At 42.5% G+C, this 19,968-nt stretch carries 14 protein-coding genes and 2 tRNA genes; 11 read left to right on the forward strand and 5 right to left on the reverse strand.

Features of this window, described 5'->3' with window-relative positions; all coding sequences use genetic code 11:
* The first annotated feature begins 10 nt into the window (after positions 1-10).
* The 7 genes from G5B43_RS00835 to G5B43_RS00865 all read left to right on the forward strand — a co-directional run bounded on the left by G5B43_RS00835 (position 11) and on the right by G5B43_RS00865 (position 11,863).
* Positions 11-2,998: a SusC/RagA family TonB-linked outer membrane protein gene (locus tag G5B43_RS00835; protein ID WP_165292830.1), complete on the forward strand. Its 2,988-nt coding sequence runs from the start codon at positions 11-13 to the stop codon at positions 2,996-2,998.
* 12 nt (positions 2,999-3,010) lie between these two features.
* On the forward strand, positions 3,011-4,576 hold the full coding sequence (locus G5B43_RS00840; RefSeq protein ID WP_165292831.1) for a RagB/SusD family nutrient uptake outer membrane protein: 1,566 nt from the start codon (positions 3,011-3,013) through the stop codon (positions 4,574-4,576).
* Positions 4,577-4,589: 13 nt separating this feature from the next.
* Positions 4,590-5,576: a SusF/SusE family outer membrane protein gene (locus G5B43_RS00845; RefSeq protein ID WP_165292832.1), complete on the forward strand. Its 987-nt coding sequence runs from the start codon at positions 4,590-4,592 to the stop codon at positions 5,574-5,576.
* 132 nt (positions 5,577-5,708) lie between these two features.
* Positions 5,709-7,550, forward strand: a complete 1,842-nt coding sequence (locus G5B43_RS00850) for a glycoside hydrolase family 13 protein (RefSeq protein ID WP_165292833.1) — start codon at positions 5,709-5,711, stop codon at positions 7,548-7,550.
* A gap of 3 nt (positions 7,551-7,553) precedes the next feature.
* Positions 7,554-8,213 (forward strand): beta-phosphoglucomutase, encoded by a 660-nt coding sequence (gene pgmB / locus G5B43_RS00855; RefSeq protein ID WP_165292834.1) that lies wholly within the window; start codon positions 7,554-7,556, stop codon positions 8,211-8,213.
* A gap of 8 nt (positions 8,214-8,221) precedes the next feature.
* Complete coding sequence (locus G5B43_RS00860) at positions 8,222-10,510, forward strand: family 65 glycosyl hydrolase domain-containing protein (protein WP_165292835.1); 2,289 nt, start codon at positions 8,222-8,224, stop codon at positions 10,508-10,510.
* Positions 10,511-10,519: 9 nt separating this feature from the next.
* Positions 10,520-11,863 (forward strand): MFS transporter, encoded by a 1,344-nt coding sequence (locus G5B43_RS00865; RefSeq protein ID WP_165292836.1) that lies wholly within the window; start codon positions 10,520-10,522, stop codon positions 11,861-11,863.
* A 10-nt stretch (positions 11,864-11,873) separates the two neighbouring features.
* Here G5B43_RS00865 and clpB read toward each other — a convergent pair whose 3' ends face one another.
* A complete protein-coding gene (clpB, locus tag G5B43_RS00870; protein ID WP_165292837.1) occupies positions 11,874-14,480 on the reverse strand; it encodes an ATP-dependent chaperone ClpB in 2,607 nt (868 codons plus the stop codon).
* Positions 14,481-14,769: 289 nt separating this feature from the next.
* On the opposite strand from clpB, the gene G5B43_RS00875 reads away from it, so the two are divergent.
* Positions 14,770-14,842, forward strand: a tRNA-Thr gene (locus G5B43_RS00875).
* A gap of 60 nt (positions 14,843-14,902) precedes the next feature.
* Here the strand turns inward: G5B43_RS00875 and G5B43_RS00880 are convergent.
* Entirely contained in the window at positions 14,903-16,147 is a 1,245-nt protein-coding gene (locus G5B43_RS00880; protein WP_317167454.1) for an RNA polymerase sigma factor, read from the reverse strand.
* Complete coding sequence (locus G5B43_RS00885) at positions 16,140-16,484, reverse strand: YciI family protein (RefSeq protein ID WP_165292838.1); 345 nt, start codon at positions 16,482-16,484, stop codon at positions 16,140-16,142. The genes G5B43_RS00880 and G5B43_RS00885 overlap by 8 nt, the downstream gene beginning before the upstream one ends.
* Before the next feature lie 189 nt (positions 16,485-16,673).
* Here G5B43_RS00885 and G5B43_RS00890 point away from each other — a divergent pair.
* The 3 genes from G5B43_RS00890 (at position 16,674) to obgE (ending at position 18,407) form a co-directional block, all read left to right on the forward strand.
* A tRNA-Arg gene (locus G5B43_RS00890) sits at positions 16,674-16,747 on the forward strand.
* Between the two features lie 61 nt (positions 16,748-16,808).
* A complete protein-coding gene (locus G5B43_RS00895; RefSeq protein WP_165292839.1) occupies positions 16,809-17,378 on the forward strand; it encodes an adenylate kinase in 570 nt (189 codons plus the stop codon).
* A gap of 30 nt (positions 17,379-17,408) precedes the next feature.
* Positions 17,409-18,407, forward strand: a complete 999-nt coding sequence (gene obgE / locus G5B43_RS00900) for a GTPase ObgE (RefSeq protein WP_165292840.1) — start codon at positions 17,409-17,411, stop codon at positions 18,405-18,407.
* A gap of 5 nt (positions 18,408-18,412) precedes the next feature.
* Here the strand turns inward: obgE and G5B43_RS00905 are convergent, their stop codons facing one another.
* Positions 18,413-19,024: a hypothetical protein gene (locus tag G5B43_RS00905; RefSeq protein ID WP_165292841.1), complete on the reverse strand. Its 612-nt coding sequence runs from the start codon at positions 19,022-19,024 to the stop codon at positions 18,413-18,415.
* A 57-nt stretch (positions 19,025-19,081) separates the two neighbouring features.
* On the reverse strand, positions 19,082-19,897 hold the full coding sequence (gene panB / locus G5B43_RS00910) for a 3-methyl-2-oxobutanoate hydroxymethyltransferase (RefSeq protein ID WP_165292842.1): 816 nt from the start codon (positions 19,895-19,897) through the stop codon (positions 19,082-19,084).
* Positions 19,898-19,968 lie beyond the last annotated feature (71 nt).

The following is a 19,968-nucleotide window of genomic DNA, read 5'->3' on the forward strand; positions in this document are numbered from 1 at the left end:
AACTAATCACATGATGAACAAATTCACATTACGCAGCGTAATGGCCATGAGTTTTTTAATGTTGCTTAGTACACTTGGTTTCGCGCAGACGGCACGGCTACAAGGTCGGGTTTTGGATAGCGAAGGAGTAGGTGTACCGGGGGCAACTATACAAATTCTTGGTCAACAGATTTCTACATCCTCAGGAGCAAACGGGGAGTATAGTCTCGGTAATATCTCAGCCGGCTCCCACAGGGTTGTGGTCAATATGATGGGGTATGAAACCGCCGAACAAAACGTTGCCTTAACAGTCGGTGACAACACATTAAACTTTACACTGGAAACGACTTCCAGTAGCCTTGATGAGGTGGTGGTCATCGGTTATGGTACAGCAAGGAAAAAACAGATCACGGGTTCGGTGTCTAGTGTCGCACCAGAAGAATTTAACAAAGGTGTCGTGATTTCGCCCGACCAGCTTTTGGCTGGTAAGGTTGCCGGATTGACGGTCAATCGGTCGGGAGGAGATCCTACATCAGGTTCCAACATCCAACTTCGGGGGCCATCTTCATTAACAGCAAGTTCGTCGCCGTTATATGTAATTGATGGGATTGTCGGAGCAAGTATTGAATTGGTTGCGCCTGACGATATCGTGTCGATGGACGTGATGAAGGATGCGTCATCCACCGCAATATACGGTTCTCGTGCAGCAAACGGGGTTATCTTCGTGACCACCAAACGAGGCAAAGCAGGAGCTCCGGTGTTAACATACAGCGGATGGGCAGCAAGCGAATCTGTAGCCAATCGGGTAAATGTATTGAATGCCACCGAACATAGCCAGTTTTTACAAGACCATGGTCTGTCCGTAGCTGCAAGTGAAACAGGTCATGATACGGATTGGCAAGAAGAAATTACACGATCAGGTTTCTCACATAACCATAACCTATCCTTAACTGGTGGAAGCGAAGGTACACGTTATAATGCTTCGGTAAACTATTTTAACAATCAAGGTATTGTAAAACGTAACGGTGTAGAGCGCATCATAGCACGTGCTGGAGTCGATCAAAATGCGTTCGATGACAGACTTAAATTGGCGTTTAACCTGTCGAATAGTATTAACAATTCGGATCATGTTGATTACAATATTTTCAATGGTGCTGCACGCTATTTACCGACGTCACCGATCATGTCCGATGATCCGTCGTATGAACAATACGGTGGTTATTTTCAAGTACCCGGCCGGACAAATTACTTTAACCCCGTGGCGATACTAAATCAGCGGGATGAGTCCAGAAGCAACAATGTGCTTATGGGTAACTTCAAAGCGGATTTGACAATAATAGATGGCTTGATTTGGTCGAACGTGCTTTCCTACCAACGTACGCACTACGACAAAAAATATTATATGCACCGTACGGATTTCGACTCGAAAGCATTAGGTAGAGGATATGCTGACCGTACGAATCTAAAACATATTGACCAGATTTTGGAATCTTACCTCAACTACTCTTTAACCAAAGACAAACATACGTTTGATGCCATGGCAGGATATTCCTATCAACGCACCAAAAACGATGATGGCATATGGGCGTCTTCCGTAGGGTTTCTTTCGGATGATTTGGGATCAAACAATCTCAACCTAGGTATGCTTCCAGAAGGATATAATCCGTTTACGGATTCGCCGACCTTAAAGGAATCTGTTTTGATTTCGTTCTTCGGCCGGGTGGGGTACAATTTTGACGACAAGTATTTGGTAAGTGCTTCCTTAAGACAGGATGGATCCTCAAAATTCGGTATTAACAATCGCTGGGCAACATTCCCTTCTGTTTCAGCAGCGTGGCGATTGAGTAGTGAATCCTTTATGGAAGATCAAAACCTATTCTCGGATTTGAAATTGAGAGCAGGATATGGTGTTTCCGGTAACCAGAATATTGACCCTTATCGATCTATTGTGGTGTTTGGACCGCAAAGCGGACAGTTTCTCTATAATGGTACCTGGATGTCGGCTTATGGTGTGAACCAAAATGAAAATCCAGACTTAAAATGGGAAACAACCTCGATGTTTAACGTGGGTTTGGATTTTGAATTGCTCAGAGGACGGTTCAGCGGTACAGTCGAATATTACGACAAACGCACAAGAGATTTATTATATGAATATGATGTGCCATCGCCACCTTATCAACATAATCGTTTATTAGCGAATGGTGCCAGCATGAATAACAAAGGAGTGGAAGTCGTGCTGAACGCCAATGTGTACAGTAACGCGGATTTCTCCTATAGTACAACTGTAAACTTTGCGAGAAATGTTAACGAAGTGGGTTCATTGGAATCTAATATCGAGAATATCGGTGTGTCACAGCGTTATGAAGGGAGCATTGGCTTAGAGGGATGGACCGGACAAACGGCATCTATTGTACTTCCTGGACAACCCATCGGTACATTTTACGTAGCAAAATATATCGGTTACGATGAAAACGCAGGACGTACCATCTATCAAAAGCCATCCGGTGAACTAGTAACACAAGATCAAATTTCAGCACCCGACGACTATCAGATCATGGGACACGCGTTACCAAAATTCACTTATGGCTGGAACAATAATTTCAGATATAAAAGCTGGGACTTGAATTTCTTCTTGCGCGGTATGTACGGGAACCAGATATTTAACGCTACCAGAGCAGATTTATCCCGCTTGCAACAGGCTAGTGTAACCAATATTTCCAAGGACGCCGTGGCAGAAGGAATTTTTGAGACTCCGCTTATTGCATCCAGTCGTTTTATTGAGGACGCGTCATTCCTACGTTTGGATAACGCAACATTAGGTTATCGGTTCAATACGAGCAACACCCGCTATTTCAAACAAGCACGTTTATATGTAACCGGTCAAAATTTATTTGTATTGACCAATTACAGTGGCGTAGATCCTGAAGTTAACCTTGGTGGACTAGACCCGGGGATTGATAACCGGAACTATTACCCCAGAACAAGATCGTTTGTTGTGGGCGTGAACTTAACATTTTAACACTAAATGGCTATGAAAATGAAATTCAATAAACTTTATATGTTGCTGTTTGCCGGAGCGTTATGTACAGGCACATCCTGTACAAAACTAGATGTAGACATGCACTCGGCTTATTCAGAAGATACGTTTCCGAAAACTCCGGAACAATTTGTGGCACTCACAGGGCCTGTTTATACGGCTGCACGTGACTACTTCCGGGATTATTTTGATTTGCAAACTGCCGGATCGGATGAAGTGGTTATCCCGACACGTGGTGGGGACTGGTTTGATGGCGGAAAGTGGCGGGATATGCACATGCATACTTGGTCACCATCGCATGAAGTGGTACGAAACGCTTGGAATTGGGGATACAATGCGATAGGAACTTGTAATCGTGTGCTTGGGGTACTGGAAAATGCACCGGAATCGGATACCAAAGGGCAAACAATTGCCGAAATCAAAACGATGCGCGCCTGGTATTATTATTTAATGATGGATGCCTATGGAAATATTCCATTGCAAACCACTTTCGACACCGGCGGTGAACTTCCATCAACGACGCCAAGAGCGCAGGTTTTTGATTTTATCGTAAAGGAACTGGAAGATAATCTTTCGCTTTTGAGCGAAGAGAAGTCGGAGCTTACCTACGGAAGGCCGACGAAATGGTTTGCCCATACGCTGTTGGCAAAAATATATTTAAATGCGCAGATATATACGGGTACGCCAAACTGGAATAAAGTGGTGGAACATACCAATATCGTGCTTACCGAGGGAACTGCGTATTCCTTGCAAAGTGATATGTTGGCACAATTCCGTCCGGATAATGGTGCACAGGATTCGGAACCTATTTTCTCTATCCCCTTTCACGCAGCACGCGCAACAGGCAATGAGCTGTTCAATAAAGTGTTGCATTACTCTCATCGCGAAACGTTCAGTTTGAATACAAATCCGTGGAATGGGTGGAGCGCCCAACCGGAATATTTCGATCTGTTTGATGATGATGACATCCGCAAACAACAGTGGTTATACGGCCAGCAATACACGGCTACTGGAGCGCCGTTGGTGTACAACGGTATTAATATCGTGCTTGATCCTTACGGTTATAACTTGCTGCCGGGTTCAGATTTTGATATCGGCGGTGCAGATGACGGTGGTCGTTTGGCGGGAGCACGTTGTGTGAAATACTTTCCGGATAAAGACCACATCGGTACAAATGCAAACAACGACGTGGTGGTGTACCGCTTAGCCGATGTATTACTGATGAAGGCCGAAGCTATATTACGTGGAGCGACAAACGGCACGATGATCGAAGCATTGGAATCCGCCAATCAGGTCCGTGGAAGGGCATTTCCTTTAAATCCAGAAAAGCACTTCACAGCAGCGACGTTAACGTTGGATGCCATTTACAAAGAGCGTGCATTGGAATTCACTTTTGAAGTGACACGCCGAACAGATATGATCCGCTTTGGCAAATGGGAAAACGCCATGTTGTTCAAGCCTGCTAATGCGGGAGAAACTTATAAGCGCATCTTCCCGATCCCGGCAACCGTGTTGGCCAATAATGGAAACTTGACACCAAATCCTGGTTACACAAATTAAACGATACAGAAAAATGAAGACCCATAAAATATATATTTCCCTGATGACAGTAATGGTACTGGCGATGGGATGGTTTACGTCCTGTAAAAAGGTTGTGCATGAAATAGATGACGCTATTGTTTCGATTAATGAAAACACGCCTAATAGTGTGCAGTTGGGACAAAAGTTACGTGTAGGTTTTATTTCCAATCGGGTAAATGCTTTTGAATTTAGCATTGTAAAAGATGGCGACGCGTTAATGACAGAGCAAATCACGTTGGAAGGCGATGAAAAAATACTATCTCGTGAATTTGATATTCCAAATGACGGATCATGGATGGGCGATGTATTACTTCAAGTGAGTTATGATGCCGGCGGACAACGGATAGAGAAAACCCGGGCGCTGACCATTTTGGAAAGCAGTCCGGAAATGTTCCTTGTGGGTGGATCAACAGGCGCGGGCTGGGAACCGCCCTTGGCAACGCCGATGTTCTTGTATAATAGTGAGAGCAAAGACAAATTTGAAATTTTTGAGTATATCACCGCAGACGGAGGCGGATTTAAGTTCTTGCCGGACAAGACCTGGGATAATGCTTATGGGTTAGGTGCGTCGGCAGGTACGTTGTTGCAGGCTGGAGATGCCGGAAATATTACAGTCGAAGAAAATGGGTTCTACCGCGTGCGTATGGACGCGGAAGCGCTAACTTATGATCTGCTAAAAGTGACTTGGGGTATCGTTGGTGATGCTACAGCGGGTGGCTGGGATCAAAGTACAGACATGATGTTTGAGGGTGGAAAAGGTACCTACACCTGGAAAATTACAGCCAACCTATCCGAGGGAGGTTTGAAATTTAGATACAACAATGCTTGGGATTTCGATGATATTCCTGCCAATTTGGGGGGGGATGAGTCGAACTTGACATGGGGTGGTAGCAATATCGATATCACATCTGCCGGGACGTACAACATTGAGCTTAATCTAAGTCCAGCGGGCTATACGGCGAAGATCGAAAAGCAGTAATAATTACTAAACAACAATAATCGAGGGTGTCTGCATAGTGATACGCAGCATCCTTAATTTATAGCTGAAAATACACGTTTCTTCAACCCTTTTTTGTTGAAGCAGAGATTTTTTATTCTTATACTTTTGAAAATGAACCACATCAAGATAGCGATCACGCTATTATGTTCGACGCTATGGATTGCCTTTGCACAAGGGCAATCCATACAACGGGCGGAACCCCTGCATTGGTGGGTAGGTATGCACAATCCGGAACTGCAAATCGTATTACATGGTTCCGATATCGGAGATTGTGAAGTGAAATTGCCTAGAACGGGCATGCATTTAAAAAAAGTCCATCAGGTGGAAAATAGGAATTACCTTTTTCTGGATGTCGAAATTCTGGATAATGCAAAAGCAGGAACCTACCCTATAGAGCTATACAAAAACGGGAAGAAGGTATCGACCCGCGACTATACATTGAAAAATCGTGACAAAGATTTGGTTAAAGCACAAGGTGTACATGCGGCAGATCTTATCTACTTGATTATGCCCGATCGGTTTTCCAACGGCGATCCCAGTAATGATTCAGTAAAGGGTATGCGCGAAACAGCTGTAAACCGGGATTCCATGTATTACCGACACGGTGGTGATCTTCAAGGTATTATCAATAACTTGGATTACCTCGAGAATTTAGGTGTAACGGCTCTTTGGATGACTCCGGTCTTGACGAACGACATGCCGCAGGCTTCTTATCACGGTTATGCCAATACGGAAAATTACCAAATAGATCCCCGATTTGGCTCCATCGATACCTACCGTGAACTAGGAAAAGAATTACATAAACGCAACATGAAACTTGTTCATGATGTAGTGCCTAATCACGTAGGACTATATCACTGGACAGTTATAGATCGTCCTTCTTCTGATTGGCTACATGAGTGGGATACATTTACACAAACAACCTATAAAGACCAGACGATGTTTGATCCCTATGGAACGCAGGCAGACAAGGATCTGATGGAAAAAGGGTGGTTTGTGAAGACAATGCCGGATTTGAACCATCAAAATGAACAGATCCAGAAATACATCACGCAGAGTCATATCTGGTGGATTGAAGAAGCGGGCGTGGACGGTTTTCGTATCGATACATATCCCTACAATGATCTGGCTTTCATGGGGAAATGGACAGATGCCATTCGTGCGGAATTTCCCGATTTCTCCTTCTTTGGGGAAACATGGGTACACTCGGTTCCTAACCAAGCGTATTTCTTAGGCGGTCAAAAAGTAGGGCAGAATGTGGATACGAAATTGGAAGGTGTAACGGATTTTCAGTTAAACTACGCTATCGGAGATGCACTTAATCTGGAAAAAGATGGTGCAAACAAATTATATAGCACCGTAAGTGGCGACTACCTGTATCCAAACCCTTTGGCAAATGTGATCTTCCTCGATAACCATGATAAGGACCGTTTCTTTTCAACAGTGGGTGAAGATATCGAAAAATATAAAAGTGCTTTTAGTTGGTTGTTAACCTACCGAGGTATCCCGCAAATGTACTATGGTGCAGAGATATTAATGAAAAATTTCAGCAGGCCGGATGGCTTGGTACGGGATGATTTTAAAGGTGGTTTTCCGGGAGATGAAGTGAATAAGTTTACCGCTGAGGGACGCACAGAAGCTGAAAATGACATGTTTAACCATGTGCGTACATTGGCGCAATATAGAAAACAGACAGCTGCCTTACAGGATGGCAAGCTGTTGCACTATGCGCCGCAAAATGATGTATATGTGTATTTCCGGTATAACAAAAAGGAAAAAGTAATGGTGCTTATGAACTGTGGTGATGAACAACAGGATGTAGCATTAGCTCGTTTTGACGAGGGTATCGGCCAGTCTAGTCAGCTCAAAAATATTTTAACGGGTCAATCTTCGGATTTACCAAAAAGCATTGTAGTGAAGGGGAAACAAACGTTGGTTTTTGAACTAAAATAACGAATGAAGGCAAGAGAAATAGTAGACGGAGTAGCTGCTGTCATATTTGATTTAGATGGGGTTTTGGTGGACACGGCTGTGTTTCATTATCAGGCTTGGAAGCGACTGGCAAAACAATTTTGTTTTGATTTTACAGAGATAGAAAATGAACAATTAAAGGGAGTGAGTCGTGTGGACTCCCTGAATCTTATTTTAAAGTGGGCAAATAAGGAAGTGTCTGCGCCGGAGAAGGAACAATTGGCGTCGTTGAAAAATACGTGGTATCTGGAGTTGGTAGAGAACATGAAGGAAGGCGATGTGTTGCCGGGCACGATAGATTTATTGACCTATTTGAAAGCAACTGATAAAAAGATCGCATTGGGCTCGGCGAGTAAAAATGCGTTACGAATTTTAGAGAAAACCGGTATTCGACATTATTTTGATGCGATCATCGACGGGAATGCTGTCAAAAATTCTAAACCTGATCCGGAAGTTTTCTTGAAAGCCGCTACGGCGGTTGGTGTAGCGCCTTCGGGGTGTGTTGTGCTGGAAGATGCGCAGGCAGGAATTGATGCGGCAAGGGCCGCCAATATGCAGGTGATAGCCGTAGACAAGTCTTATTCGCTGTCTAACTACAATGTACGTGTCGACGATTTGTCGGAAATATTGATAAGTGACTATTAACGAAGAACATGAAGAATTATATCATACACGATCCTTGGCATATTATTGAAGATCAGTTTAGAGCAGAGCACAATGAGTTTTCGGAAAGTATTTTTTCCATTGGTAATGGCCGGATGGGACAGCGGGCGAATTTTGAGGAAGCGTATTCTGGAAAAACGATGCAAGGTTCTTATCTAGCCGGTGTGTATTATCCTGATAAAACAAGAGTGGGCTGGTGGAAGAATGGCTATCCCGAATATTTTGCTAAAGTAATCAATGCCGTGCAATGGATTGGGTTGGACGTTCAAATTGACGGTACGGTACTGGATTTGGCAAAATGTGAAATCACCAGTTTTGAGCGCCGTTTGGATATGAAAGGGGGGGTCCTTTATCGTACGTTTAAGGCAAAAATGCCTAATGGTACGGAAGTGGAAGTGACCGCTAAGCGGATGTATCATCTGTTTCAATCAGATACAACCTCCTTGCAGTATACGCTACGTGTCTTAAATTCGGATGCAAACGTATCTATTCGTTCTTATTTAAATGGTGATGTTCTTAATCGGGACAGCAATTACGATGAAGGCTTTTGGGTACCTATTGTGGAAGACATTCAGGATGACCTGGTACTGGTAACGGAAACCAAGAAGACGCAGTTTCGTGTAGAAGCGCGTTTGCAAAACGTGTTTTATGTTGGTGGAGCGGTACTGTCGTCGGACAGAAAGAGAAAAGAACAATTCTACGTGGGCGAGGAGTTGCATACGCATTTGAAAGCTGGCGAGTCCGTTCGTGTGGAGAAATATGTCGCGATGGTCACCTCGCTCAATCATCCTCTGGATAAGTTGACGGAAGCAGCAAAAACCAGTTTGAAAAAAATAGCTTCCAAAAGCTACAGCGAATTAATGCAATTACAAACAGACGCTTGGGCGCACATCTGGCAAGAAAGTGATATACAAATCGAGGGAGATGTTGCTGCACAACAAGCTATCCGGTTTAATATTTTCCAGCTAAACCAAACGTATACAGGCGAAGACGTTAGATTGAATATCGGACCGAAAGGTTTTACCGGGGAGAAATATGGCGGGGTAACTTATTGGGATACCGAAGCATATTGTTTGCCTTTTTATCTGGCGACACAAGAGCCTCGGATAGCCCGTAATCTGTTACTTTACCGTTATCAGCATTTGGAAAAAGCTATTGAAAATGCGGGCAAATTAGGGTTTAGTGATGGAGCGGCTTTATATCCGATGGTCACTATCAACGGAGAAGAATGCCACAATGAATGGGAAATTACGTTTGAAGAAATCCATCGGAACGGCGCCATTGCTTTTGCTATTTACAACTATGTCCGCTATACAGACGATCGTGAATATCTACTTGCACACGGTTTGGAGATCCTGATCGGTATCAGCCGTTTTTGGGCGCAACGTGTCAATTGGAGTGAGCAAAAACAGCAATATGTGATGCTGGGTGTAACCGGCCCGAATGAATATGAGAATAATGTAAACAACAACTGGTATACGAACAAAATTGCTGTATGGTGTTTGCATTATACATTGGAAATCATTCAGCAGGAGCAGACACATCACGAGGATCGCTTATACGAGTTGTTGTCGAGACTGGATTTTAAAGCAAAAGAAGGTGCACAATGGCAACACATCATAGATAATATGTACCTACCCGAAGATAGTGACCGCGGTGTATTTCTACAACAAGATGGTTTTTTGGATAAGGAATTGATCCCTGTTGCGGAGCTTCCAGCGGAAGTACGTCCTTTGAATCAACACTGGAGTTGGGATCGGATACTACGTTCTTGTTATATCAAACAGGCAGATGTGCTGCAAGGCATATATTTCTTCGAAGATGAATTTGATACGGACACTATTCGTCGTAACTATGATTTCTACGAACCGTTAACTGTTCATGAAAGTTCCCTTTCGCCTTGTGTACATGCGATTATCGCTGCCAAATTGGGTAAAGAAGAGAAGGCATATGAGTTCTATCTCCGCACCGCTCGGCTTGATTTGGATGATTATAACAACGATACCGAAGATGGGCTGCACATCACATCGATGGCGGGCACCTGGCTGGCTATTGTAGAGGGATTTGCCGGTATGCGCGTACGCGACGGTCAATTACATTTTCAAACTTTTATCCCTAAAAACTGGCAAAGCTATGCTTTTCACGTGCAGTATAGAGGAACGAAGTTGTATATTAATGTAAGTCAGGATGATTTTGAAGTCAAAAACCTGTCTGATACCGAAATTAGTATTATATTTAACGGTGAACAGCTTTTGATAGAACCTGAATGGAAATCTTAAAACCTTTTCATGAACAATATACGACGCGTTAAACCCACTTTGACTGTAGCTCAGATCTTCAATATGAGTATGGGCTTTTTGGGTATCCAAATGGGGTTCGCTTTGCAGAATAGCAATGCCTCCCGTATTCTGCAAACATTCGGTGCTGATGTGGAGCATTTGTCTTTATTTTGGCTCGCCGCACCGATTACCGGGATGATTGTGCAGCCGATTATAGGCCACTATAGTGATCGCACCTGGACAAAGATGGGCCGGCGGCGGCCTTTCTTTCTGGTGGGGGCCTTGTTAACGGCAATTGCATTGGTCTTGATGCCTAATATAGCCCTGTTTACGGCAATACTGCCGCCATTGTTGATCGGTGCTGGTATGCTCATGCTGATGGATGCGTCGATCAATGTAACCATGGAACCTTTTCGAGCACTTGTAGGGGATAACCTTCCCAGTGCTCAACGAAGTTTGGGCTTTTCGGTTCAGACTATTTTAATAGGTGTGGGGGCTGTAGTCGGTTCTTGGTTACCTTATGTGTTTGCAGAATATTTACTTATCCCTGCGGATGGAGGCGACGGTATTGTTCCTCAGAATGTAATTTATTCGTTTTACTTTGGAGCATTCGTATTGATCGCTACCATTCTGTGGACTGTTTTCACTACGAAGGAATATTCGCCGCAAGAACTGCAGTCTTTTGTAGGGGAGGAAGAAGCTGAACCGGAAGTTCAATCTTCAACCAACCATAATTTGGGAGCGATCTTTCAAGATTTCAAACAGATGCCGCTAACCATGAAAAAACTCGGATGGGTACAGTTTTTCTCCTGGTTTGCACTTTTCATGATGTGGGTATACATGACACCCGCTATTGCGGAACATGTATTTTATAAGATGGATGGAGAGCGCAATCGTCTGTATGCGGAAGCTGGCAATTGGGTCGGTGTACTTTTTGGTGTATACAATGGTATATCTGCGATATACGCTATTTTCTTACCTCGGCTTGCGAATCGTTTTGGGCGAACGAAAATACATGCGTTCGGATTGGTAATAGGTGGAGTCTCGTTGATCTCCATACTCTTTATTTCTTCTCCGAATATCTTATTGTTAACGATGTTGGGTGTTGGTATAGCGTGGGGAAGCATTCTCTCCATGCCTTATGCTATTCTGAGCGACAGCCTGCCGGTACGTAAGATGGGGGTATATATGGGGATTTTTAATTTTTTTATCACCTTTCCGCAAATTATATGTGGCTTTTTTGGCGGGATGATTATTAAATATGTTTTCGATAGCCAACCGATATATGGAATAATGCTAGGAGGAATATTTATGCTGTTAGGTGCTATTTCCGTATGGCGGATTAAAGAATAAAAGACAGGGATTATAGATCCCCGTCTTTTTTATTCATAAACACAAATTTACCATCGAATACATCCAGTTGGATAACGGAATCCCTGATTACCTTACCCGAAAGGATCTCTTTAGAGAGTTCATTGAGTACCCGCTTTTGTATAACCCGTTTCAATGGTCTTGCACCGTATACCGGATCATAGCCCAATTGACCTAACCAGTCAAGTGCGTCTTCACTGGCAGATAAGAATATATTCTGTTCCGCGAGTTGTTTCTGTATCTTCTGAAACTGCATGCGCACAATATCGCCAATTTCATCCCGGCTCAACGGCGTAAACATGATCACTTCATCAATACGGTTCAGAAACTCCGGTCTGATCGATTTCTGTAAGAGTTCAAATACATCATCCTTGGTTTTTGCAATCACTTCATCGCGGTTGCTATCATCCAATTTGGAGAAATTCTCCTGGATAATGTGCGATCCGGTGTTCGACGTCATGATAATAATCGTATTCTTAAAGTTGACCACGCGTCCTTTGTTATCTGTCAAATGTCCATCATCCAAAACTTGTAATAAAATATTGAATACGTCCGGATGGGCTTTCTCGATCTCATCCAACAACACGACCGAGTAAGGTCGACGACGAACGGCTTCCGTCAATTGTCCGCCTTCTTCGTAACCCACGTATCCCGGAGGCGCACCGATTAATCTGGATACCGCATGACGTTCTTGATATTCCGACATGTCTATCCGTACCATAGCTTGTTCATCATCAAACAGGAACTCGGCCAATGCTTTAGCAAGCTCTGTTTTACCTACTCCGGTTGTACCGAGGAAGATGAACGAACCGATCGGACGTTTCGCATCACTCAGTCCGGCTCTGGAACGGCGGATAGCATCAGCAATTGCTTCAATCGCTTCTTCCTGTCCAGCCACGCGCTTGTGTAACTCTTCTTCTAGGTTAAGCAGTTTTTCGCGTTCAGACTGCACCATCTTGCTGACCGGAATACCAGTCCAGCGGGATACGACATCGGCGATATCTTCCGAGGTGACTTCTTCTTTCAGCATACGACTGTCTTGTTGCTTCTCCGCAAGTTCGGCTTTCAGTTTTTCAACATTATCCTGTGCTTCTTTAATTTTTCCATACCGCAATTCGGCTACCTTACCGTAATCGCCAGCACGTTCTGCTTGATCTGCTTCCAGTTTGTAATCTTCGATATGCTGGATTTCCTGGTTGACTTTATCGACCAAACCTTTCTCAGATTGCCAAGCTGCTTTCAGGGAGTCGCGCTCGTTAGAAAGGTTCGCTATCGTTTCCGAGAGCTCGCTTACTTTTTTCTTGTCATGCTCGCGCTTAATCGCTTCCCGCTCAATTTCCAGTTGCATGATGCGTCTTTCTAATTCATCAACTGCTTCTGGCACGGAGTCCATTTCCAACCGTAGTTTAGAGGCCGCTTCATCTATTAAGTCAATTGCTTTATCTGGTAAGAATCTATCCGTGATATAGCGTTGTGATAACTCTACTGCGGCGATAATAGATTCGTCCAGGATACGTACCTTATGGTGGGTTTCATATCTTTCTTTAAGACCGCGGAGGATTGAAATCGCATCCTGTGTGTCCGGTTCGTCGACCATGACCTTTTGGAATCGGCGCTCTAACGCTTTATCTTTTTCAAAGTATTTTTGATATTCATTTAAAGTTGTGGCGCCGATTGCACGAAGCTCACCACGTGCTAAAGCAGGTTTTAGGATGTTGGCCGCATCCATAGCACCTTCACCGCCACCAGCCCCCACCAAGGTGTGGATTTCATCGATAAACAGGATGATTTCGCCGGCACTATCCGATACTTCTTTTACCACAGCTTTCAAACGCTCTTCAAATTCGCCTTTGTATTTCGCTCCGGCAATAAGTGCGCCCATATCGAGCGAAAATACGGTTTTGGATTTAAGGTTTTCCGGAGCGTCACCTTTAATAATACGATGTGCAATACCTTCCGCAATAGCTGTTTTACCCACACCCGGCTCACCAACCAAAATAGGATTATTCTTCGTACGACGGGAGAGGATTTGCATTACGCGACGGATTTCTTCGTCACGACCGATAACGGGATCCAATTTACCCGATTCTGCAAATTCATTGAGGTTCCGCGCGTATTTTCCTAATGCATTATAAGTTGCTTCTGCATTTTGATCGATAACACGGTTATTCCCTCTAAGTTCTTTGATGGCTAGCTTGAGATCCTTTTCATTCACGCCCTGATCTTTCAGTAGAGAAGCGGTTCTATCGCCTGTGGAAAGAAGTCCCAGAAGAATGTGTTCAATGGATACAAACTCATCGTTGAACTCCTTGAGATAGCTTTGTGCTTTTTGCAGAGTAGAAGTACTCGTGTTACTTAGGTATACGCTGCTGCCGCTTACCTTGGGGAGCGAAGCGATTTGCTTGTCGACTTCGGTATCCAAATAGTTCGTGTTAACGTTGAGCTTCTTTAATAGATGTCCGATAACGTGTTCGTCTACGGTTAGGAGTGCTTTCAATATATGCGCAGGTTCAATCGCTTGTTGCTGATTGCCCGTCGCCATTTCGGAAGCTTTTTGTATAGCTTCCTGCGCTTTGATTGTATAGTTGTTAAAGTTCATATAATAATATCTCTTTTAATCTATGTAAATGCGTTAATTGATATCGTTTTATTGATAAACAATTTAAGTGCCTTTTTGATTGCGGTGAATAAATCAGAAATTTTGTCACATAAAAATATATTTAGATGACAAAATGACCTATTTGTTGATTCTAGCTTGTTTGTTTTTAAAAATTTCATAGTTTGTGTTTATGTTCTTTGCATTCTATACAATGAGTTTTTTTAAAAAGTATTTGCATAATAAAAATAGAACTATGATATTTGCATCACTGAATCAGAAACAATTTAAAGCCTCCTTAGCTCAGCTGGTAGAGCAACTGACTTGTAATCAGTAGGTCATTGGTTCGATCCCGATAGGAGGCTCAAAAAAAAGCTCAACGAAAGTTGAGCTTTTTTTATCAGGTGAGCTGGTGGAGGATAAACTTAGCTAAATTTTCTGAGGCGCTCAATTTTCCTTTTTAAGGTTTGCTTTTCTATTTTGGACTTGGTTAGTTGAATTGCTTGTTCGTAATGTTCAACAGCTTTCGTAATATTGATGTCTGAATACAGATAGCCTAACAATCCGTGATAATAATCGCTATCAACAAGATTGAGTGTTTCGGCCGCGGAAATAGCTTTTTTATTTCCATAAACTTTGGCAAAAGCAAATATTCTGTTTAATGCTGTGACAGGCGAATACTCAATTAAAATAAGTTGATTGTAAAGTTGTAAAATATGTTTCCATTTATTTTCGCCTGTCGGTGTAATGTGCCAATAAGCAATACCTGCCTCTAAATGATATCTTGAGATTTCGTTGCCATTTGTGGCATTTATCAAATAATAATTCCCCCTTTCAATAAGCGACTTATCCCACAAACTTTTATCTTGTTCATCAAACAAAATTGCTTCGCCTTTATCATTGGTTCTTGCTTCCAATCGTGAACTTTGAAAGCACATTAAAGCTAACAACGCGTTGGTTTGAGATTGGTTTGTCAATGGGTTTTCTGTCAAGATTAAAGTTAGTCTTATAGCTTCTGAACAAAGGTCTTTTCTAATGAGCTGATTATTTGTTTTGGAAAAATAGCCCTCGTTGAAAAGCAAATATAATGTCTTTAAAACGGTATCTAGTCTAGACTTTATTTCTTCCCTACTTACGTTTTTAATTTGAAATTTATCGTTGCGAAGATTGGTTCTTGCTCTTTGGAGACGTTTTTTTATCGTTTCAGGTTTACTCAAAAAAGAATTTGCAATTTCTTCTATACTGAAACCACAAAGAACTTGGAGTGCTAAGCAAATCTGTGCTTCGGTCGGGTTTACAGGATTACAAACCACGAAAATCATCGCTAATTGGCTGTCTGAGATATTTTGATTGCTAAATTCAAAATCCTTTTCGTCTTCGGTTTCACTTGATTTTATAGAATTTTTGATTTGTGTTTCAAAAATAGCAAGACGTTTAAAATAATCTTTGGTTTTATTTTTCGCAACTGCATAAAGCCAACCTGTAGGATTTTCCGGAACTCCGTTGATTGCCCAATACTCGGAGGCTTTTAAAAACGTATCACTTGCAATATCTTCGGCAATTTCCATATGCTCTAAACCAAAATGACGGCACAGAACAGCCGTCATTTTAACATATTCCTGTCGGAATAAGTGAGGTAAAAGTTCATTATGTGTCTTTTTACTAGTCACGTTTTAAAACTTCTCTTACTTCAATACTCCCACCCACTTGATCAAAAATCGGATTTGCTTTTGCCATTTCTACCGCTTCATCAATAGTTTCAGCTTTCACAACAATGTAACCACTGATAAATTCTTTTATTTCGGTGTAAGCTCCATCTGTTACTACGTTGTTCCGTTTTACAGTTTTAGCACTTCCTGTATTTGGTAAAAGTGTATTGCCTTTGTCTGCTAATTTGTTCTGTGAAGCGATTCCTGCTAACCAATTCATACGTTCCTGCATTTGTTCAGGGGATGGCCTGAAGTCGGAGATGTCTTTTAATCTAAAAATTAATGCAAATTCTTTCATCTTTTAAAAATTTTATTGTTCACCTTAGTGACGATTGAGATTCAGGAATGGGGACAAACTTCAATGAACAAAAATACCACCTTTCTCCGCAACAAAAAAAAGAAAAAAAAGTTTGTATAGCCGTTCCATTTCCCTATATTTGCATCACCAAAAACAAGACGGGCTATATGTCAAGATGTGATGGTTACCGCGCTCATAGCTTAACTGGATAGAGCACCTGACTACGGATCAGGAGGTTAGGGGTTCGACTCCCTTTGAGCGCACAAGCAAAGCCTAATTCTTTATCGGGGATTAGGCTTTTTTTTGAACATAAAATAACAACTTATGCTAAACCTCGTCTTATTTGGTCCTCCCGGTGCAGGGAAAGGTACCCAATCAGAAAAACTCATTGAAAAATACCAATTAGTTCATATCTCCACAGGCGATATTTTTCGTGCTCATATCAAAGATCAAACAGCGCTGGGTCGGCAAGTGAGTCAAATCATTGCCGATGGTAATCTCGTCCCGGATTCCATCACCATTGCGATGTTGGAAGAGGAAATCAATAAAAATCCACAAGCGAAAGGATTTATTTTTGATGGATTTCCGCGCACAGTAGCGCAGGCCGAAGCTTTGGACAAATTTATGGAATCGATTAATGAAAGCATCACAGGTGTGTTGGCATTAAACGTAACTGAAGAAGAGTTGAAGCAGCGTATTGCAAAACGCCAGGAAATCTCTGGTCGCGCTGATGATGCTGCCGATAAGTTGAACAAACGTATCGAAGAGTATTTTAATAAGACCATACACGTATTGCCCTATTATGAGACACAGGGTAAATTGTCTAAAGTGAACGGTATCGGTGATATTGACACGATTTTCCAGTCATTGACGGAGATTATTGACAAATATTAATTCTCCACAGTAAAAGTATTATTGTATAATATGGCTCAGGGCTCAAATTTTGTAGATTATGTGAAGGTGTGTTGTCGCTCTGGCCATGGAGGAGCCGGCTCGGCCCACCTACATCGGGATAAATTTACCGCCAAAGGCGGACCAGATGGAGGTGACGGTGGTCGCGGTGGCCATATCATCCTAAAAGGTTCTTCACAGCACTGGACATTACTTCATTTAAAATATCGTAAGCATATTATTGCAGAAAATGGCGGGCAAGGATTAAGCGCGTTGCGTACGGGGGCAAACGGAAAAGACGAAATATTGGAAGTCCCCCTAGGAACGGTTGCTAAGGATGCCGACACTGGTGAAGTCCTATTTGATATTACAGAAGACGGAGAAACCAAGATATTGACCCCAGGAGGGAAAGGTGGATTGGGTAATTGGCACTTTAAATCTGCTACACAACAAACGCCACGTTTTGCGCAAGGGGGGACACCGGGACAAGAACAATGGATTATACTTGAACTGAAAGTATTGGCAGATGTTGGGTTGGTCGGTTTTCCAAATGCTGGAAAATCCACGCTGCTATCTGTCGTGTCTGCCGCAAAACCCGAAATCGCGGATTATCCATTTACCACGCTGGTACCCAACCTCGGAATTGTAAGTTATCGTGACAACAGGTCATTTGTGATGGCAGATATTCCGGGAATTATCGAAGGTGCTTCACAGGGTAAGGGATTAGGTCACCGGTTTTTACGCCATATTGAGCGTAATGCTGTCCTTTTATTTATGATTCCGGCGGATACCGACCGCAGCATTGCAGATGAATACGAGATTTTATTAAATGAGTTGACCGCCTATAACCCGGAGCTCATGGATAAGCCACGCCTATTAGCGGTTACAAAATCGGATATGCTCGATGATGAGCTTGAAACGGAGATGGCGGAAACATTACCGAAAGGAATACCTTCGATATTCATTTCTTCCGTAACGGGTAAAAACATCCAGCAGTTAAAAGATATTATCTGGCGGGCGATTAATGATTGATCGCTTTAGATGATAGGAAATAATCTACTTTCTATCTCGATTTTAAAATTTTCATTGAGGTAAGTAAAAAAGAGCTTATTCACTCTGTTGTCGTTTTGTTCGACTAAATAGGGAATAACAACAGCGCCTTGCTTTAAACGGAGTTTGTAGTAACCAAATAGTGTATCCCGGTTTTTTTGAACGGATTTTATTTCGGATACGCTCATGACATCTCGCATTAAATTAAAAGACAAAGGTTGGTCTTTAATATAATCAACCAAGACTTCATATGTTTCAAGGTTAAAGTAAATGCGCTGATCTTTAGTGGACTTAATGTGATTTGTGTATACAAAAAATTGACCTATGAGGTAAAGACTTAGCGGTATGAGTATCCAAAGGATTTTTATTTTCATTCCCAAAACTAGCGTAATCATAAGTAGTAAAAAGCCTATTCCAACCGTACGTAAGGTGCTTTTCGTCACGCGTCTGATAAGTTGAGGTGAAGTATCTATCAAGACGAAATGTTGACGCTGACTCGCTTTTACAATTGATGTATTGCCTACACTTGTCAACATAAATCTCCTGGCAATAAGATATACCAAAAGTCCTACTAAAGCGACAATAATAAATATTTTCATCGGTAATCCATGATTAGTTGTCTGTGACTCGTAATAGCGCCTCTATCCTTCGTTCGCTTAATATTGTTCGGTTTCATTGGGATAGTCCCCGGATTTCACGTTTTCGGCGTATTTTGTCGCCGCTTCCACAATACCATTGTACATTTCCATATAACGTCTCAAGAACTTTGGTTTGAAATCTTTTGTGAACCCAAGCATATCATTAACGACTAATACCTGTCCGTCACATCCGTTCCCCGCACCGATACCAATAGTAGGGATCGAAAGTGATTCGCTAACTTCTGTAGCAAGTTTTGCCGGTATTTTTTCCAGAACAATAGCGAAGCAACCTACTTCTTGAAGTGCCAACGCGTCCGATTTCAGTTTTTCCGCTTCGGTCTCCTCTTGTGCGCGAACGCCGAATGTACCGAATTTATTAATAGACTGCGGTGTAAGGCCTAGATGTCCACAGACAGGAATACCCGCATCAATAATCTTTTTAATATTATCCAAAATCTCAGCACCGCCTTCCAATTTCAATGCGTGGGAACCTGATTCCTTCATCATCCGAACAGCCGATTTGAAAGCATCTTCGGGTGTGCCTTGATATTCACCGAAAGGAAGGTCAACTAATACCAAAGCTCGTTTTGCCCCTCTCGCTACCGCGCTGGCATGGTATATCATGTTATCCAATGTGATAGGCAAAGTGGTTTCATATCCTGCAAAGACATTCGCTGCCGAATCTCCTACCAATAAAACATCGATACCGGCTTCGTCCAATGCGCGTGCAGTAGAGTAATCATAGGCCGTGAGCATACTAACTTTTTCACCGTTTGCTTTCATGGCCAAAATGGTGTTCGTGGTTACTCGTTTGATTATTTTGTTTACTGACATTGCTTGTAGTTTGAAGAGACAAAGCTAATAAAAAGTTATAGAAGTCGAGGATCTTAAAGGTATTTCTGTAT

The sequence above is a fragment of the Sphingobacterium sp. SGR-19 genome (assembly GCF_011043555.1).
Lineage (GTDB): Bacteria > Bacteroidota > Bacteroidia > Sphingobacteriales > Sphingobacteriaceae > Sphingobacterium.

Coding starts and splice junctions, on each gene's coding strand:
- G5B43_RS00835 (WP_165292830.1), top strand. CDS start 11: ATGATGAACAAATTCACATTACGCAGCGTAATGGCCATGAGTTTTTTA.
- G5B43_RS00840 (WP_165292831.1), top strand. CDS start 3,011: ATGAAAATGAAATTCAATAAACTTTATATGTTGCTGTTTGCCGGAGCG.
- G5B43_RS00845 (WP_165292832.1), top strand. CDS start 4,590: ATGAAGACCCATAAAATATATATTTCCCTGATGACAGTAATGGTACTG.
- G5B43_RS00850 (WP_165292833.1), top strand. CDS start 5,709: ATGAACCACATCAAGATAGCGATCACGCTATTATGTTCGACGCTATGG.
- pgmB (WP_165292834.1), top strand. CDS start 7,554: ATGAAGGCAAGAGAAATAGTAGACGGAGTAGCTGCTGTCATATTTGAT.
- G5B43_RS00860 (WP_165292835.1), top strand. CDS start 8,222: ATGAAGAATTATATCATACACGATCCTTGGCATATTATTGAAGATCAG.
- G5B43_RS00865 (WP_165292836.1), top strand. CDS start 10,520: ATGAACAATATACGACGCGTTAAACCCACTTTGACTGTAGCTCAGATC.
- clpB (WP_165292837.1), bottom strand. CDS start 14,480: ATGAACTTTAACAACTATACAATCAAAGCGCAGGAAGCTATACAAAAA.
- G5B43_RS00885 (WP_165292838.1), bottom strand. CDS start 16,484: ATGAAAGAATTTGCATTAATTTTTAGATTAAAAGACATCTCCGACTTC.
- G5B43_RS00895 (WP_165292839.1), top strand. CDS start 16,809: ATGCTAAACCTCGTCTTATTTGGTCCTCCCGGTGCAGGGAAAGGTACC.
- obgE (WP_165292840.1), top strand. CDS start 17,409: ATGGCTCAGGGCTCAAATTTTGTAGATTATGTGAAGGTGTGTTGTCGC.
- G5B43_RS00905 (WP_165292841.1), bottom strand. CDS start 19,024: ATGAAAATATTTATTATTGTCGCTTTAGTAGGACTTTTGGTATATCTT.
- panB (WP_165292842.1), bottom strand. CDS start 19,897: ATGTCAGTAAACAAAATAATCAAACGAGTAACCACGAACACCATTTTG.